Origin of the sequence: Alteromonas sp. NFXS44, from assembly GCF_040148705.1 — a bacterium.
In the GTDB taxonomy this organism is placed as follows: domain Bacteria; phylum Pseudomonadota; class Gammaproteobacteria; order Enterobacterales; family Alteromonadaceae; genus Alteromonas.
In genome coordinates, this window is the sequence record NZ_JAGDEA010000005.1 from 977,668 (window position 1) to 996,420 (window position 18,753).

Sequence of the window (18,753 nt, forward strand, 5' to 3'; positions counted from 1 at the left end):
TTTTCCTGTCTGCAATATTTACCCTGCCCGGATAATATTTCCCTGATATCGGGGAAACATCACAAACTGGTGCACATCCCGCTAGTGTTTTAGTCTGCACTTTTCCTGTTAAGCCTTTGTTTTATTTGTTGATTTCATTAGGCATGGAACCGCTGCACGATTGGTACAATATATGCTGGTCATACCAGATAGAGAGTGAAAGACAGGAATAATAAAATGAGCGGGATTAAATCAGCACTGGTAGTCGAAGGCGGGGCAATGCGCGGGATCTTTGCCGCGGGTGTGCTCGACAAATTCATGGAAGTAAAACACTACGGATTTGATTTCGCCATCGGTGTTTCCGCAGGTGCAACAAACCTTTCTACCTATGTGTCCGGTGCACAGGGTCTGAGTAAGAAAATCATCACTGAGTTTGCAACGAAAGCCGAATTTTTCAGCCCCCTTCGTTTTATCAAGGGGGGTCATATGACAGATGTCCACTGGTTATGGCATCACGCGAAAACGGTTTTAGGCATACCTGTACCGGGTGAACAGAGTGCAATTCCCCTCTACGTAGGTGTGACAAATACACAAACCGGCAAATGTGAATATCACCTGGCCACACCGGACACCGTTGACGATTTGATGGTAGCTTCTTGTGCCATACCTACAGCATTCAGGGAACAGCCGGTGATTAATGGCGTACCTTATGTAGACGGCGGAGTAGGGGATTCAATACCGGTTAAACATGCCTACGGGATGGGAGCCAGAGACATTACCGTGGTGCTGTCACAACCTGCGGGATTTTCCAAGCCTGAAGTGAAAAACGCCTGGCTACTGACTAAGCTGTACGGTCATCAGCCTGCTTTGCTCGAAACCATGCTTCAAAGGGCGCGCATGTATAATGAAACGCTGGCCTTTCTGAATAATCCTCCTGCCGATTGTAAAATCACCGTAATTGCACCGGATGCCGGATTTTGTGTAAAACGACTCACGATGGATAAGCGCAAACTATTACTTGGCTATGCGCAGGGAAGAAGGATGGCCAGACGGCTGTTATCCTCCCGTAAAAAGCTCGCAGCATAACAGTAAATATTTTTTCTTTGCCTGCTGGTTAAGCGGATTGCTTTTTGCGATACTGCCGCGGTTTTTCCAGCGGGGTACGTAATGTCATCGTCAAAACTTTCATATATCGGTCTGGTTAACCCGAAAAGTCCGGTGAATGTGGCCTCAGTGCTCCGTGGCGCGGGTTGTTTTAATGCCAGCGCTGTGTATTACACCGGTGAACGGTATACCCGGGCCAGAGAGTTCTGTGCGGACACCAAAGACGTTCATAAACAAATACCCGTTGAGGCTGTTCCTGATTTGCAACAGGTCATACCCGAAGGCGCAAAAGTTGTTGTAATTGAACTGGTTGAAGGAGCAATTCCGCTACCTGAATATCAGCATCCGGCTAACGCATTTTATATATTCGGGCCTGAAGACGGTTCTGTGCCTGCCAGTCTGGTCGCGCGGGCGGATGATGTTGTTTATGTGCCAACGACAGGTTGTATGAATCTGGCTGCGACAGCGAATGTCGTGCTTTATGACCGGCTTGCAAAAAGCCAGTATCAGCATGGTGACGAGCTTATAAGAGCTTCGCGGGACCGTAATAATCAGTTACGGACTGAGAAATCCTGAGGTCTTGTAAAAGGGTGTTTCCATATGGCTACACCCTGGTAACCATATCTTTGAAAGTGTCAGAGTTTTTTACGATCTCACGCTTAGATCCGGATCTTGTGACACGGGATCTAAAAATATCTCACCCTCAATTAAATTAATTTATGCTTATGGATTTACCTGTTCTGAACGAAATTTCGGCAGGTTTTTCATAGGTTTAGATTTGCCGGTTACAATTAATAACAAATTAAATCATACAGTTATGAAATTAGTTTTCATTTTGCGTAAAGAAACTGAAGTTTAAGTCTTACTTAAAAATATTATTAATACTCTTTGATAGTATTGCGGGTTCATAACTATTTTCGATGATCCTGATAAAGTGGTCTGAAACTTGTTTAAGAAAGTACGCAATGGGTTTATACAAAAAATACAAAAACCTATAGAAGTTGACGCTGTAAGTATGCATTTGAGTTGTGGCATTAATAATTATAATCCGTTATTCAACTGATCTCACAGGGTGACTCTCACACCTCACGGGTGTGGTTTGTTTGGTTAGTCACGGAAGCACCAAGTAAGACTCATTAATAGAATAAAAAATCCTCTTTCGAATCGTTGGGAGTCAGAGTGAAACGTCGCTTGTTAAACGCTTTTAAAAAAGTGCATCAAGTACCTGGTGTCAAACATATGGTGAAGCCTCTTGTCAGGCGCCAGATGAACAAAGCCATAGATGCAGCCGCCAATCACTTCTTTGAGCACTTTACCCTTGTTGTGGCAAATGAAGAAAAAGATCAGAGAGCCTGTTTTCGTACACGCCATCAGGTGTACTGCGAGGAAATGGGGTTTGAGGAAGTGCGTCAAACCAAAATGGAGTTTGACGAATTCGATGAATATGCGATCAGCTGTTATATACAGCACAAGGCCACCGGAGATTGCGCCGGTACTATCCGCGTGGTTATGCCTCAGCACAGCGGACAGGTACTGCCAATAGAGCAAAATTGTGCAGATGCCATCCGGATGGATGAGAACAGTCCGACCCGCTTGCCGCGCCACTCGGTGTGTGAAATTTCCCGCCTGGCCATTCCAAAACGCTTTCGCCGTCGCGAAACCGATACAAATCTTTCTCCGGTGACGGGTAAGTCACTCGACAAAGGTTTCAAAAGAACCAAACCCGATCGAAATTTCCCTTATCTCACACTGGCACTGTATTTCTTTGCAGCAACAATTTGTGTGCTGAGGGATGTAGAAAATGTATACGTTATGATGGAGCCGAAACTGGCCAGAAGTCTGCGTATGCTTGGCATTGAGTTCAATCAGCTTGGTCAGGTTATTGAATATCATGGTAAGCGTGCAGCCTACCGCTTATCTCCTGAAGAGTTTTTCCATCAAATCTCACCGTCGCTGCATCGTTTCTACCGAAAAATTATGAAAGAGCTGGAAGATGTACCGAACTTTGGTTCGATCCACAAACCAGTACCTTCCACATTGACAGGAAAAGGGCAAAAAACACGCGCTGCTTAATTATGAATACGTATGTTTGTTGCTGAAAAAGACCGGGTCGTTATGCTCGGTTTTTTTATGCATGGAGTTTGCTGTCGTGTCAGCCACTTTACTTTCCTTCCGGCTTCCCGCCATACTGATATGTGTTATTACTTCCAGTTTATTTGTTGTTGCCTGTCACACAGAACCTGAGGCCCCGATGACAACAACCCGGTTAAAGTCCAACGATACCGCAGCAGATACCGCTGAAAAGCTGGTAATCTATCAGGTGTTCACCCGATTGTTCGGTAACACCAATACGACCAACAAGCCCTGGGGAACCATTGAAGAAAACGGGTCGGGCAAATTCAGTGATTTTTCAGAAAAGGCGCTGGATGAAATCAACGCGCTGGGCGCAAACTGGATATGGTATACCGGTGTTCCCCATCACGCTTCTGTGACAGATTATTCTGCTTACGGCATTGCAGGGGACGATCCTGATGTGGCCAAAGGAAGAGCAGGTTCGCCTTACGCAGTGCGGGATTATTACAATGTGGACCCGGATCTTGCTGATGAGCCGGCAAGCCGGCTTGAGGAGTTTGAAGCACTGATCTCCCGTACTCACGCAGCCGGCCTCAAGGTCATGATTGACATTGTGCCTAACCATGTTGCCAGACAGTACTATTCAGAGGTGAGACCACAGAGCAGCTTTGGCGCCCGTGACGACACATCGGTCACCTACAGTAAAAACAATAATTTTTACTATATCCCGGGAGAACCTTTTGAGGTCCCGGATTTCACCCCGGCAACAAAACCGTTAGGTGGTGCAGCACATCCTCTGGCAGACGGTCATTTTGATGAATCACCGGCCCGCTGGACAGGTAATGGTTCCCGTAATGCTAAACCTGATGTCAACGACTGGTATGAAACCGTTAAAATTAACTACGGTGTTACGCCGTCGGGTGACCATGAATTCCCTGATGTACCGGAAGAGCTGCGTTTTGCGCCGGCTAAGGCTCACTATCTGTACTGGTCTGATAAAGTCGTACCGGATTCGTGGGTAAAGTTTAAAGATATCACACAGTACTGGCTGGAAAAGGGCATAGACGGGTTTCGCTATGATATGGCTGAAATGGTGCCGGTGGCGTTCTGGTCATATTTAAACAGTCACATTAAGCACACTTCTGCGGATGCGGTATTGCTTGCTGAAGTCTATCAGCCAGCGCTTTACCGTGACTATTTGCAGTTGGGTAAAATGGATTACCTGTATGACAAGGTGGATTTTTATGACTCACTTAAAGATGTTGTGCAGGATAATGGCGATGTCGCAAAACTGGCTGATATTCAGAAACAATACGGAGATATCCGTCAGCATCTTCTTCATTTTCTTGAAAACCATGATGAACAACGAATAGCCAGCCCTGAGTTTGCCGGTAATGCTGAGTCAGGCAAACCTGCTCTGGTTGTGTCTGCGCTTATCAGTGAGTCTCCGGTTTTGATTTACTTTGGTCAGGAAAATGGCGAAGACGGTAGTGAAGTCGCGGGATTCGGCCAGCCGTCAAGGACTTCTATTTTTGATTACATCGGGGTGCCGGCTCACCAGCGTTGGATGAACAACGGCAAATTTGACGGCGGACAATCAACCAAAGCAGAGCAGGCACTGCGCGATTATTATAAAACCGTACTGAATATCGCCGTTTCAACCCCAGCAGTGATATCCGGTAACTACCAGTCTTTACACCAGTCGTTAAAGGTAAACGGCCAGCTTTCCGACGCAAAAGTATTTGCTTTTGCGCGCTGGAACAATGATGACATTTTGATAAGTGTCAGTAATTTTTACAGTGAAAAAGAGGTGCAGGCAGAACTGGATTTGTCTGAATTGCCCGCAGAATTTTCTGACTTGAGTGAGTTAGAAGATAAGTTGACCGGGGCCAGAGTGAAATCTGAAGGTAAGGACGGCAAACGAAGCATATCCTTTAAATTATCACCGAATCAATCGGTTATATTAACCGGATGAGGGTTATGCGTAACCCTTGTCTGGCCGGTACATGGCGGACTGCCTTATCAGCCGCCATGTTTTCATGTCATTTCAGTGCATGCCTTAAAGAATGGTCACAAAGGAACAAACTGGAGTGCTGCACCACCACCGGGCGCAAGGTTCAGTTTTAATGTGTCTCCGCCTTTCAGCCGCTGACTCTTCATTTGCCAGGCTGAAGGGTTGGTTCGCCAGTGTGAATCTGCTGCATCCTCATAGCGTGTAACGAGATATTCTTTGCCCGGGACCAGAAAGTGCGTGGAAACAGTTAACTGTCTTTCTTCATGGTTTGTCACCGCGCCCAGATACCAGTTCTCAGAATGCCGGTCCTGTCTTGCAGTAACGAGAAATTCACCAATTTCTCCGTCCAGCGCCACAGAGGATTGCCAGTCGACGGGAACGTCTTCAATCCATTTAAATGCCGGATGGCCTTCATAGTTTTCCGGTAAATCAGCGGCCATCTGAAGCGGGCTGTACAGCACGACATACAATGCCAGTTGTTTCGCCAGCGTGGTTGGGACACGGTTATGAGGCCGGTGCTTCTGATAATCAAAATTGAAAATACCGGGAGTAAAATCTATGGGGCCGGCCAGTCCCCTGGTAAAAGGAATGATCACCGTATGAGAGGGTAAATTACCGGTATCCGGACTGCCGCCGTTATATTCCATCCCCCGCACAGACTCCCGCGTCATGATATTTGGCCATGTCCGGCTTAAGCCGGTACCTTTGATGGTTTCATGGGCGTTCACCATCACGCCGTTCTCAGCAGCTATTCGTACAACACGGTTAAAATGCCGCACCATAAACTGACCATGATGCCATTCTTTCCCTTCCAGCCGTGTCCCCACATAGCCCATTTTCACTGAACCGATCCCCAGGTCCCGGTAAAACGCGAAAGCGTCCTCCATCTGGTTTTCATACCAGCTTATCCCTGCGGTGGTTTCATGATGGCCGGTAATAGTCACGCCTTTTGATGCGGCATAACGGGTGACTTCCTGTAAATCAAAACCCTCCACCGGTGTGGTAAAACTGAAGGTAGCTTTTCTTTTCCACCATTCACCTTCCCAGCCTTTATTCCAACCCTCAATCAGCACACTGTCAATGCGATGGGCGGCGGCAAAATCGATGTATGTCTTAGCCCGCTCTGTGGTTGCTCCCTGATTTTCTCCCGGTGACCAGCTTTTTTCTCCGGTGTGCATTTCCCACCAGATCCCCATATATTTGCCGGGTTTGATATAACTGGTATTGGTGTCCGGTGCGGGCGGCGCATTCAGGTTAAGTAAAATATCCGAATTCAGTAAATCTGCCGCTTTTGTGCCAACCTGAATAACCCGCCATGGCGAGAAAAACGGTGTTTGCACGTAGGCTTTATCGCCGTTTGCCCAGGGGACCAGATCGGCATTAAAAATGATTTGATTGTCATCGATATTTTTCAGCACCATGGACGGGTAATCAATTAATGCCGCTTCATGGATTGCCATCACCACATCGTCGTCTTCCAGCGTAAGTGGCGTGTGAACCGCATCAGCACTGCTCAGGGCGGATTCACTGTACTGGTATTCATAACGCTGATTACGGTAAGCCGGTATCCACCACGCGCGGAAATTTCTGTCAAAGGCAAATGTGGTGTGTTCTTTAGTAATCGTCAGCCGGTTGAGTTCTTGTTGCTGCGGGATAAAATAACGGAAAGCGATGCCGTCGTTCCACGCTTTGAAGATAACGGAGAACCGGCGCTCAGAGGCACCTGTCTCTTTTACGTTAACGGTCAGCGCGTTGTGCTTGTCTTCAATAAACCTGCGCTCACCCCATACGGTCTCCCATCGTTCATCATGATTGTTTGTTTCTACAGATTCTGTAGTCAGGTTCAAAGCCAGAGAAGGCTGGTGTTTAAATGAAAATCCCAGATTGGAAGGCCGGATCAGCGGGCTTCCGTCTGATGACAGGGCATACGTCACACCTTTCTCATCAACAGACACCGTTACCAGCAGCTTGTTATCCGGTGAGCGTAACTCATGCGTTTGAGCTACCAGTGTGTTACTGCAATAAAGCAGGAGCAGAACGAGTACAGATTTAGACATAGGTGTGCACCGTGAGTGATTTATACCAGTGGGTGAGCAGGGGATCTACGTGCAACGTCTTTAAGATACGCACTGTGATCGGGGAAATTTAACAGGCAGCCTTTAAAAAATGCCTCAGTGTCATTGTCTTTATAAAGATCACCCTGTCCGGGCTGCTGTTTAGCCAGCGGGGGAAAAATGCCGTATCCGGCGAGCAGGCAATGCCATGATGTAATGCCAAAGTGAGACTGAATGTTCTGCCGTTGAATTTCTGCCGGAAAATCGCCTTTCCGGTACCAGACATCCAGAAGTTGCAACAGGGATTCAGATAAAGCCATATTATTACGGTTATCCCGCCAGTATGCCGAATCGTCACGGGTATTGAGTTTGTAATGGGCGACGATGTAATCCCTTACTCTAGAAAACCTTTCAGTGACGTCTTTATTAAACTTGTCCTGTAAAGCGGGACTGAAGTTACCCTGTTCATAATCTTCCATGAAAAATTCGACGGACAGTTGCACCAGATGCAGCGCTGTGGCTTCAAGCGGTTCAATAAAACCCTGAGCCAGCCCCAGCGCCAGACAATTCTTGTGCCAGTGCTTTTCAACCTGACCAACACGCATAGACAGGAAACGCACATCACCTTCATTGTCCTGCACGGAAAGATGACGGCGCAGTTCAGCCTCTGCTTTATCGTCTGAGAGATGAGCTGAAGAAAAGACATAACCGTTTCCGGTACGGCTACTCAAAGGGATAGACCACGCCCAGCCATTGCTGAGCGCCGTGGACGTTGTTTCCACCGGCAGTTGTGCCTGCGCCGGTGTCGCCAGTACCGCAGCCCTGTCGTTAAACAGGTTTTCACTGAACGAATTAAAACGGATATCCAGTGTCTGCTGTAACAACAAAGAACGAAAGCCGGTACAGTCGATGAAAAAGTCACCTTCAACTATCTCGCCGGATTGCAATTTCAGCGATGTAATATGACCCGAAAGACTGGTAATGACGTCGTCAATTTTCCCTTCAATGTGATGTACACCCAGGCTGAAGGCATGGCGTTTCAGATACCGGCCCAGCAAGGCAGAATCAAAATGGTAGCCATATTCTATACGAAAAGGGAACGAGGGCGGCGTCACCGGGGCTTTACCTGCCCGGGCAAGCCACCCGTTAAGCAGAAATTGTTCAGGGGTAACGTTCACGTCCAGACCCAGCCGGCGGTTGTGGCAATTCACATAAAAGGGACGCTCTGTGAATGCATCCGGTTGTGAAATGAACGGGTGACTGTAACTGGCGGGCCCGCTTTGAGGGCTCCAGCCTTTAAACCGGATATTTACCTTATAAGTGGCGTTGCAGGCCGGCATCCAGTCACTTTCCGCAATGTTCAGGTCGCTGAAAAAGCGCTTCAGTGTAGGGGTTGAGCCTTCTCCCACGCCCACGGTGGCAATATCAGCCGATTCCACCAGCGTAATGCTCACTGGCTTATCACGCCAGTGGTGCGCCATGAGGCAGGCAGCAATCCAGCCGGCGGTGCCGCCACCGGCGATAACAATACGATGAGGCGCTGACATTATTGAGTAAACCGTTTGAGAAATTCATCATGGGGAAGCATCTGTGTAAGAGGCTGCTGTTTTGCCTGTAATACTTTTCCCATGACATCGAGTAATTGGGGGACGGTTTGTGTATTAGCTGCAGGATGATGATCCCGTGGCATGATCCCCTGGCCCGCCATGACCTGAAGCCAGGAAGCATCACGGAAGATATCGTTCTGTTCGTTAAAGATAGTGGCGGTATCTTTAAACGCGTTGATTTTCTGCTCCAGTCTCGCCGGAATGGACATGGTTTTTATATCCCGCCAGAATTCAGAGTCATCACGTTCATTTACCACATAATGCAAAATGATAAAGTCGCGGATGGTTTCAAATTCTTCCTTCGATTCCGCGTTATACATGGTTTCCATCGAAGGATTAATTTCCTTATGCGGAAACATCTTCAGTAACCTCACCAGACCGCTTTGGATAAGATGAATGCTGGTCGATTCCAGTGGTTCAAGGAAACCGCTGGACAAACCGATCCCGATCACATTTTTTGACCATTGCTTTACTGTCCGGCCAGTGCGGAAACTGATTTTTCGTGGTTCATCCAGTGCCGGCGTATCCAGGTTTGTCATCAACAACTCCCTGGCCGTGTCATCGTCCATATATTTTGAACTGTACACCAGGCCATTACCGTTACGATGGGTGAGGGGGATTCGCCACTGCCAGCCCGTTGAACGTGCTATGCTGCGGGTGAACGGAGCGGTATGCTCATGCCTCTGTGACGGCACTGCCCATGCTCTGTCAGCACATAACCAGTGAGACCAGTCCTCGTATTCTGTACCCAGCGTCTTTTGTAAAAGCAGGCCGCGCATGCCGGTGCAATCCAGAAATAAATCGCCGGCTATCTGCTCACCACTTTTTAACTGCAGTGCTTCCAAAAAGCCTGTGGTTGCATTCTGCTTCACATGTTCAATCGTGCCTTCTGTGCGTTTTACGCCGGCGTTTTCTGCCATGCGTCTTAAGAACTGACCATACAGGGTGGCATCGAAATGATAGGCATAAGGCAATTGATACACCGGATTGTCAGTTTGAATTTTATTAAACTTTCCCTCCAGACAAGCCAGGTAATTCAGATCGAAATCCCACAATGACTGAGTCAGCCCGTTTTGTGCTGCCCGTAACCAGTAGTGCTGGAAGCCGACAAAGCCCAGTGTGGCGCCAGGGGCTCCGAATGTGTGGTAATAGCTGCTGCCTTCCTGCTTCCAGTTTTCAAAGCGGATAGCCAGCTTTATGCTGGCGTGCGTTTCTTTAAGAAACGCTTTTTCATCCAGACCAAGATATTGATTGAAGGTTTGAATAGGGGGGATGGTTGCTTCACCGACACCGATGATGCCAATATCTTCTGATTCAATCAGCTCTACTTCGATGTTGTCTGCGAGGACTTTCTTAAACAGAGCGGCAGCCATCCAGCCGGCGGTGCCTCCGCCGGCAATGACTAATTTGCGCACACCTGAGGTCATTCAGTAATCCGTTGATGCTATTGATATTAAATTTACTATAAACACTTTCGTAACCGTTTTTGTAGTAAAAGCTGCTACGAAAATATTTAAAAAGAAGGGCGGCAGTAAAGCTGCCGCCAGGATTGATTAATAGAAAGAGTAGTTGAAGTTCAGCATATAAGAAGGTCCGAACTCCCGTCTCAGGGTGACGAAACCATTCGAATCGCGGGTCTCTTCTTTTTCATCGGTCAGGTTCGTTCCCTGCAGAGATATACGCAATCCTTCGAGGTATTCAATACCGCTGTCTTCGAAGTCATAACTGATTTGCGCATCCACCTGGGTAACCGCATCCCGTGTCGCACCTTCAATTTTGTTTGAACCGCCGCGCTGATAGGTGAAGAATTCACCCCGGTCTGTCGCAGCAACACGCACTTCAAAGCCGTTCATTTCGTAATAGGCAGTCAAAGACGTAACTCTTTCTGACTGACCGGGCACCGGTGAGTCATCTTCCAGAGTCGCATCAATGTAAGTATAAGAAGCGGCGATACCAAAACCGTCCAGTACGTCACTCACCATACGCAGGGGTATCTGAGCGGTAACCTCAGCACCTTTTACGCTGCCGGTCAGACCATCTTCGAAGAATGAAAATGTACCTGTATCCGGTGGAGTGATGTAAGTGCCGGGCGCATAGACCGTGCCGTCCGGACCTACCAGCCCGTCGGCACCCACGGTTCTGTCATGGAATCCGGGAATGAAGTAATCTGCGCCATCATTGGTGGGGTCGTTGGTGAAATCTATAGTCAGGTTACCGTCCCGTGTCCAGTTAACCAGGTCTTTATAGAATAACGCCACTGACACATAACCTTCATCTTCAAAATAGTTCTCGAAAGACAGGTCATAGTTATTTGCTTCCAGAGGACGAAGACGGGGGTTACCCTGGAACTTGGACCATGGTGTGCCGTATTCGTCTACTGCCGCCTGAGTATTTGGAATAGCAATTAGGTTGATGTTCTGGTCGAATTTCACGAAGCCCGATGCTTTCATCTGATCGATACGGGCACGGCTGATGGTTTTATTCGCTGCAAAGCGGACAAACTGATTATCGCCCACTTCAACAGAAACGTTCAGGCTGGGCAGGAAGTGATTGTAGTCATCGGAAATGTCTTGTTCGCACTCAGCATCAATAATGCCGTTATCATCGCCGTCACACACTTTGAAGTTTGCGCCAACAACACCGATGTAGCCGGTTGAGCGCTGATCGGTCTGAACGTACTGCGCACCGAAATTACCGGTGACAGGGAAATCACCGATTTCTGTTTCAAAATCAAATTTGGCAAACAGTGTGGTGACTTCTTCATACACTTTGTAGGTGTCGCCTAAACGGTCCGGCTCGAGCAGACCGGCATCATTTAATTCATACTCGCCGTCGTTATATGGCGCAAAACCGTCGTACGCTACCACATAGCCCATACCAGCCCAGGTCAGATCCGCCAGACCGTTGTACAGGTATGAAGACGGGATAGATTCAGAATTAGGATAACTTGAAGCAGTAGCAAAGAAGCCTTTGTTATCTTTCGATTTGTAACGGTCGCTGTATGCAACACCCACGTTTACTTTGTTTACAATGCCCCATTCAACAAAGCCCTCTGTTTCAAGACGAACCGTTGTCAGTTCTTCTTCAAAATCTGCATAGTTCAGGAAGCCATCCTGCGCGTTGATGAAGGTATAAGGTGTGCCGTCTGCGCGAAGAACATCAGTATCGAACTGATCGGCAAGCGCCGCCATGCCGCCACCCCATTGCTGCGGACCGGTAAGTTGTAACAGGTTAGGATCGGAGAATGCACCCAGGCCGGTTGAACCGGTAAAGTAAATACCGTCAGGTCCCATCACAAAGTCACGGGTACGTTGATCGCCGGCAGCAATTTCAGCTCCGCTACGGGCAAGACCGGCGTATGATTCACCGCGCAGATCACGCTTACTGGAGCTGCTGTCAGCTACATCCAGTTTCACCGACCATTCATCATTCAGTTGATAATCAATGTTCAGGCCCACCGTCGTAAGCTCGCCGTCTTTCTGTGCAGGGTCAGTACGCAAAACCGGATTCGCGTTTGTCTGGGTACCGGTAGAATTTGCACCACTGCCATTTAAAGAGCTGGCATCCAACTCGAAGGGTTCGATGAAACCGCGGATCACACCGGAATCAGAGTAATCGATGCTAAGTACGTCTACCACAATGTCCAGATTGTCTGTGGGGCGCCACTGGAAGATTGCAGAAACGGTATCACGTTCCAGCACGCGGCTGATTGCCTGACTGTCAAGACCGAAGGGCAGGGAAGCACCGTTGTTATCACCGTAACCCCATACGCCGTATTTTCTCTCGTTACGGGGAGACTCTGTGGTGGCCAGAGCGACAGCAATACCGACCGTGTCATCGGCGAATTTTTCTACAAAAGACAAGGCATAGCGTTTGCCCGTATTGTCGAATTCAGGGTTATCAGAGTCATTGCCACCCATTTCATACACACCGGTGAAGGTCAGTGTTTCCTGTGCGGCCAGCGGTCTGACTGTTTGTAAATCAACAGTACCACCGATACCCTGAACCAGAAGAGATGCATCGGTGGTTTTATAAATCGTGGCACCGGTCATAATTTCTGAAGGATACAAATCATATTCAACACCACGGTTGTCACCGATGCCGATAAGCTCACGGCCGTTTAATGATGTACCGATAAAGTCTTCTTTGAAACCACGGACTGAAATACCGGATGTACGGCCACCTACACGCTCACCGGCCATACCGGGTAACCTTGCCAGCGATTCTGCAATGGATGAATCCGGGAGCTTACCAATGTCTTCAGCAGAAATAGCTTCCACAATAGACGAGTTGTCCATTTTAATAGCCTGCGCCCGCATCAGAGAGCCGCGAATACCTTTTACCGCGATAACCTCAACATCCTTAGCTTCTTCGTTATCTGTTTGTTGTGCCTGGATGACACCGGGGAAAAGTGCAGAGCTGACTGCCAGGGTCAGTAGTGCAGGTTTAAATAACTGTTTTTTGGTCATTTTTGTGTGCCTTTCTCATTAACATGAATGTGCGTATATGCAACATTAATTTAACAATAGTTCGCTTTTTACAGAACATCAAGTGAAAAACACAAAAAAACTTAATCAATTAAGATTGGTGGGACATATGAAATATATGCAATCTTGTCCGGAATATAAAACACGCTTAATTGATTCAGCTAGGCGCCGGATGCTGATATCTCAACCATGTCGCTGCCTGTGAAGACAAAGCAGCGTTCTGACATTCTGAAAGTTAACGGTGCTTTCAAAAGCATAGACGCTTTTTTGTAAAATGCGCTGAATACGTATGCAGAACATTGGCGCAGTCCGGGCATCCGGTTACTATCCCGAAAAGTTTAACGAAACATTAACAGCGCTTGTTAAAAAGCCGGAAGTATTACAATGAAAAAAGCAGCAACGGTGTGCGGAGCTGTACTGGCAGTAAACTTACTCTGTGTACCTGCTTACGGTGTATCAGTGTCACCACCGGACTGGTGGGTGAACATGGCCGACTCCCGTTTACAACTGATGATCCGGGATAAAGATCTGGGCAAAGCAAATGTAAAAACCAGTTACCCGGGCGTTCACGTCGATAGTGTCCACCGGCCTTCAAATGCAGATTATATTTTTGTCGATCTCACGTTGTCAGACAACGTAAAACCGGGCGTCATTCCGTTTGAAATCACCAAAGAAAACGGCGGACGGGTGTCTTTCTCATATGAGTTGCATGAACGTAAAAAAGGTTCAGCACAACGACAGGGCTATTCCGGAAAAGACACGATCTATCTGCTCACTCCTGACCGGTTCGCTAACGGCGACGAATCCAATGATTCTCTTGAAAACTACACAGATAAACTAAACCGTGAAGAAGCCGGGGGCAGGCATGGTGGAGATATTCAGGGGATCATTGATCACCTGGACTATCTGTCAGACATGGGATTTACGCAGATATGGAGTATGCCATTGCTGGAAAATGCCATGGACAGTTATTCTTATCATGGCTATGCCATCACTGATTACTATCAGATTGACCCGAGATACGGTTCAAATGACCTTTATAAGACACTGAGCGAGCGTGCAGCGGAGCAGGGGATCGGTGTGATCATGGATATGGTGTTGAATCATATTGGCAGCGGACACCCCTGGACCACCTCACCCCCTGATAAAGATTGGATCCACCACGACGGTAATTTTTCTGCCACCACGCATATCCGCGAAACTCTGCATGATCCTCACGGTGCAAAAGCCGACAGACTGGCATTCAGTGACGGCTGGTTCGTTCCGTCAATGCCGGACTTAAATCAGCAGAATCCCTTTCTCGCTAATTATCTGATTCAAAATGCTGTCTGGTGGGTGGAGTATGCCGGTTTAAGCGGTATTCGCGTGGACACTTATTCCTATTCCGATAAGGACTTCCTGTCTGCATGGACAGCCAGGCTGATGAAGGAATATCCGTCGCTGAATATTGTCGGGGAAGAATGGTCGGTGAATCCGGTAATTACCTCTTACTGGCAGTCCGGCACCCTCAGACAGGACGGTTATGAATCTTCGCTACCGTCAGTGATGGATTTTCCTCTTCAACACACCCTTGTCTCTGCCCTGAAAGAAGAAGAGTCGTGGGGAAGCGGGCTGAAAAAATTGTACGAGTTACTCGCCGGGGATTTCATCTACGGTGATGCCGGTAACCTGGTGGTATTTGCAGATAACCATGATATGAGCCGGATCTACACACAACTGGACCAGGATATGGCGCTGTGGAAAATGGCCATGACGGTGGTGCTGACAACGCGGGGTATTCCGCAGGTATTCTACGGCACTGAAATTCTGATGGATAATGCGGGCACCGAAGATCATGGCATTATTCGCAGTGATTTCCCCGGCGGCTGGCCGGGAGATGAGTCACCGGCATTTTCTTATGAAAGCGACAGTGCCCGCTCTGTGGAAGCACAGCAATTTATCCGTCAGCTTTTACACATCAGAAAGCAGTATCCGTTACTTTTCGAAGGACAGCTCACGCAGTACGTACCCGGGGACGGCACTTACGTTTATTTCCGGCATAACAGGAAAACGGATACGCAAATTATGGTGGTAATTAACAAAAACGGTAAAAAGGACGTAAACTTACAGCGTTTCAGTGAGCGCATGGCTGGTGTAAAAACGTTACAGCAGGCCGGTGACGATGAAATAATGGCAGCCGGAAACTCCTTGTCAGTGCCTGAGCACAGTGCAACGGTGTGGATCCTGAATCAATAATAATAACGGACAGAATATGAATAACAAACAGCCTGTATTACCGTTCTGGCAAGTCTGGAATGTCAGTTTTGGCTTTCTCGGCGTACAGTTTGGTTTCGCTCTGCAAAATGCCAACGTCAGCCGCATTTTATCTGATCTCGGTGCAGACCTTCATTCGCTGGCACTGTTCTGGCTGGTGGCGCCGGTGATGGGGTTGATTATCCAGCCCGTGGTCGGCAGTGCGTCTGACCGCACATGGAATCGCCTTGGCCGACGCCGTCCATACATTCTCGCCGGTGCCTTTGCCGCCGGCCTGGGTATGATCCTGATGCCGAATGCTCCCTTATTTGTCACCATCATGGCGCCCATGTTATTCGGCGCATTGATGCTGGCATTGATGGACGCCTCCTTCAATGTTTGCTTTCAGCCATTCCGTTCTCTGGTATCGGATATGGTGCCAGCCAGCCAGCGCAACCTGGGTTATTCGGTGCAGTCATTACTGATCAACATTGGCGCAGTTATCGGCTCAATTCTTCCTTTTGTTCTGACTAATGTAGCGGGTCTCAATAATACCGCATCGCCCGGACAGGTGGCTCCGTCGGTAATTTGGGCATTCTATATTGGTGCTACCGTATTGCTTGGCTCAGTACTCTGGACGGTGTTTCGCACTAAAGAATACGCGCCGTCAGATTACGCCCGTTATAAAGGATTGCAGACAGATTCTGAAGATAAGACTGAGAAAACCGGATTCTTCAAACTTGTGGCAACCATGCCCGCCACGATGAAACAACTTGCAGTGGTGCAGTTTTTCTCCTGGTTTGCGCTGTATATCATGTGGGTTTACACCATGCCGGCTATCACCCAGCATATCTGGGGAGTGGATAAACAGTGGTTTGATCCTGCATTTATTGCTGCTGCGGGCACTGTGCCGGCTGACATCATTGCTGCGAAAGGTGCTGCCGGTGACTGGGTAGGAATTCTTTTTGCCGCATACAGTGTGTTTGCCGCCGTATTTTCCGTGTTTCTTGCCCGCCTGGCAGATACATTTGGCCGCAAAACCGTTTATGCCTCTTCACTGGTTTTAGGGGGACTGGGTTATATCAGTTTCCTGATATCCGGAGACATCAGTCCGGTACACGTGAATTTACTCATTACAGACGTCACGGTACCACAGGGCGCTGTAAATCTGGTGTTTCCCATGATCGGAGTAGGAATTGCCTGGGCTGCTATTCTGGCTATGCCTTATGCCATGCTGGCCGGCGCACTTCCTGCAGATAAAACCGGTGTGTATATGGGCATATTTAACTTCACAGTAGCCATTCCGCAGATCGTTGCAGGACTCACTGCAGGCTGGGTACTGAGCAGGGTATTTGAAAATACCGCCATCAATATCATTGTGGTGGCCGGTGTTTCCATGCTTTGCGCAGCAGTGGCGGTATTTTTTGTTAAAGAAAAAGAAATCCATGCCGTCGCCTCACAGAATACGGCAGGAGAATTACAATGAGAATAAGCCACATAATGTATGCGATTGCCAGCGTATTAACCCTCAGCGGGTGTGAAAATACGCCAGATTCTTCCCTGTCAGAGGGGATGCCGGAAAGTACAAACACACCTTTTATAAGAGGTACTGCAGAGCCTTTCAGTGCTGAAGCCGTCTACTTCATTATGACTGACCGTTTTGTCGACGGTGATAAACAAAACAATTACGAAACTCAGGGCGGTGATCACCCCAGCTGGAATTTGCCTCTTAATGGTCCCGACGGTGCAACAGCTAACGTAGGCTACATGGGCGGTGACTTGCAGGGTGTGGTCAACAATATTGATTTCATCAAAGATATGGGCTTTACCGCGGTGTGGTTAACACCGGTAGTCGATAACCCGGATCAGGCATTTACTGGCAGTGAACCTATTACGTTTGGCGGCCAGTTTAAAGATGGGGGTAAAACCGGTTACCACGGCTATTGGGCGACAAATTTTTATCAGCCCGACGAACATCTGATCAGTGCCAGCTTGTCGGTCAAAGACTATAGCACTGTCATGCATGATGCCGGCCTCAAGACCGTGTTTGATATTGTCGCCAATCACGGCTCTCCCAGTTTTTCCATGCCACAGGATCAACCGGGGTTCGGTGAAATTTATGATGCACAGGGAAAGCTGGTGGCCGATCATAGTAATACTCCGCCTTCTGAACTGGATACCACTCAGCCTTTGCAGGCATTTTTCCATGACTACCCGGACCTGGTGGAGCTATCTAATCTCGATGAGTCAAATCCGGACGTTCAGGATTACCTGATTAAGTCTTATCTTTACTGGATAGAGCAGGGCGCTGATGCATTCCGGATCGATACTATCCGGCATGTGCCTCATCATTTCTGGCGCACGATGTCTGACCGCATACGTGCAGAACATCCCGGTTTCTTTATGTTCGGGGAGAGTTTTCAGTATGATGCGAACTTTATTGCCCAGCATACGCTGCCCAAAAACGGCAATATCAGCGTGCTGGATTTCCCCATGCAAAAGGCTATGGTCAGCGTATTCGGGACTGAAAATGCAGGATTCGAAACGTTAAGCGGGGCACTGCATCTTACCCACGGGCCTTATCAGAATCCCTATGAACTGACGACTTTTTACGATAATCACGATATGCCGCGGATGAATGCTACGGATGACGGCTTTATCGATGCCCATAACTGGCTGTTCACTTCACGGGGTATACCGGTGGTTTATCAGGGCTCAGAGACCGGCTTTATGCGCGGCACAGCAGAGCACAGCGGAAACCGTAACTATTACGGACAAGACAATGTGGATAAGGCGCCGCAGCATCGTATCTATCAGTCTCTGTCTGCTATTGCTCATGTTCGTAAAGCCACACCGGCATTACAGCGTGGCTTACAAACCATGCTCGAACTGAATGGTGAAAAAGCCGCCTTCTACCGTGTTTTACAGGATGACAGCGCACAACAGATAGCCCTTGTATTGTTGAATAAAGGTGGTACACCACTTTCTTTTGAGATAGCAGAGTACATGCAAAACGGACGCTGGAGCGAACAATTAAGTGGCAGTAAAAAGGAAGTGAATAACCGCGTTTTAACCAGTGAAGTCAGCCCTCACAGCGTACAGGTCTGGTTGCGGGACGGTCCGCTCAGTGATGACAATTTTATTCAGCATCTGCATGAGCAGATAGCGAATCAGTAATGACACAGGGGTTGCAAAAGCAACCC

11 protein-coding genes are annotated in these 18,753 nt (G+C 48.2%); 7 read left to right on the forward strand and 4 right to left on the reverse strand.

Annotation, left to right across the window (positions count from 1 at the left end; genetic code table 11):
* Positions 1–225: 225 nt before the first annotated feature.
* The 4 genes from J3369_RS09565 (at position 226) to J3369_RS09580 (ending at position 5,131) form a co-directional block, all read left to right on the forward strand.
* Positions 226–1,065 carry a patatin-like phospholipase family protein gene (locus J3369_RS09565; RefSeq protein WP_349586236.1) on the forward strand — a complete coding sequence of 280 codons (840 nt, stop codon included), beginning with the start codon at positions 226–228 and terminating at the stop codon, positions 1,063–1,065.
* An 81-nt stretch (positions 1,066–1,146) separates the two neighbouring features.
* The gene (locus J3369_RS09570) at positions 1,147–1,659 is read left to right on the forward strand and encodes an RNA methyltransferase (RefSeq protein ID WP_349586059.1); all 513 of its coding nucleotides are present in this window, start codon (positions 1,147–1,149) and stop codon (positions 1,657–1,659) included.
* A gap of 690 nt (positions 1,660–2,349) precedes the next feature.
* Positions 2,350–3,156, forward strand: a complete 807-nt coding sequence (locus J3369_RS09575; protein ID WP_349586061.1) for a PEP-CTERM/exosortase system-associated acyltransferase — start codon at positions 2,350–2,352, stop codon at positions 3,154–3,156.
* A gap of 178 nt (positions 3,157–3,334) precedes the next feature.
* Complete coding sequence (locus J3369_RS09580; protein WP_349586063.1) at positions 3,335–5,131, forward strand: alpha-amylase family protein; 1,797 nt, start codon at positions 3,335–3,337, stop codon at positions 5,129–5,131.
* Between the two features lie 95 nt (positions 5,132–5,226).
* On the opposite strand, the gene J3369_RS09585 is transcribed toward J3369_RS09580, so the two are convergent.
* The 4 genes from J3369_RS09585 to J3369_RS09600 form a co-directional block, all read right to left on the reverse strand.
* Complete coding sequence (locus J3369_RS09585) at positions 5,227–7,227, reverse strand: glycoside hydrolase family 97 protein (protein ID WP_349586065.1); 2,001 nt, start codon at positions 7,225–7,227, stop codon at positions 5,227–5,229.
* Positions 7,228–7,247: 20 nt separating this feature from the next.
* A complete protein-coding gene (locus tag J3369_RS09590) occupies positions 7,248–8,771 on the reverse strand; it encodes a tryptophan halogenase family protein (RefSeq protein WP_303574196.1) in 1,524 nt (507 codons plus the stop codon).
* A complete protein-coding gene (locus tag J3369_RS09595) occupies positions 8,771–10,258 on the reverse strand; it encodes a tryptophan halogenase family protein (RefSeq protein WP_349586068.1) in 1,488 nt (495 codons plus the stop codon). Before J3369_RS09595 ends, J3369_RS09590 begins: the two co-directional genes overlap by 1 nt.
* 126 nt (positions 10,259–10,384) lie before the next feature.
* Positions 10,385–13,300, reverse strand: a complete 2,916-nt coding sequence (locus tag J3369_RS09600) for a TonB-dependent receptor (protein ID WP_349586070.1) — start codon at positions 13,298–13,300, stop codon at positions 10,385–10,387.
* 402 nt (positions 13,301–13,702) lie between these two features.
* Between J3369_RS09600 and J3369_RS09605 the strand changes: the two genes are divergently transcribed.
* The 3 genes from J3369_RS09605 to J3369_RS09615 are packed head-to-tail and all read left to right on the forward strand — an operon-like array spanning position 13,703 to position 18,727.
* Positions 13,703–15,553 carry a glycoside hydrolase family 13 protein gene (locus J3369_RS09605; protein ID WP_349586072.1) on the forward strand — a complete coding sequence of 617 codons (1,851 nt, stop codon included), beginning with the start codon at positions 13,703–13,705 and terminating at the stop codon, positions 15,551–15,553.
* Positions 15,554–15,569: 16 nt separating this feature from the next.
* On the forward strand, positions 15,570–17,036 hold the full coding sequence (locus tag J3369_RS09610; RefSeq protein WP_349586074.1) for an MFS transporter: 1,467 nt from the start codon (positions 15,570–15,572) through the stop codon (positions 17,034–17,036).
* Positions 17,033–18,727 (forward strand): alpha-amylase family glycosyl hydrolase, encoded by a 1,695-nt coding sequence (locus J3369_RS09615; RefSeq protein ID WP_349586076.1) that lies wholly within the window; start codon positions 17,033–17,035, stop codon positions 18,725–18,727. Before J3369_RS09610 ends, J3369_RS09615 begins: the two co-directional genes overlap by 4 nt.
* Positions 18,728–18,753: the final 26 nt, after the last annotated feature.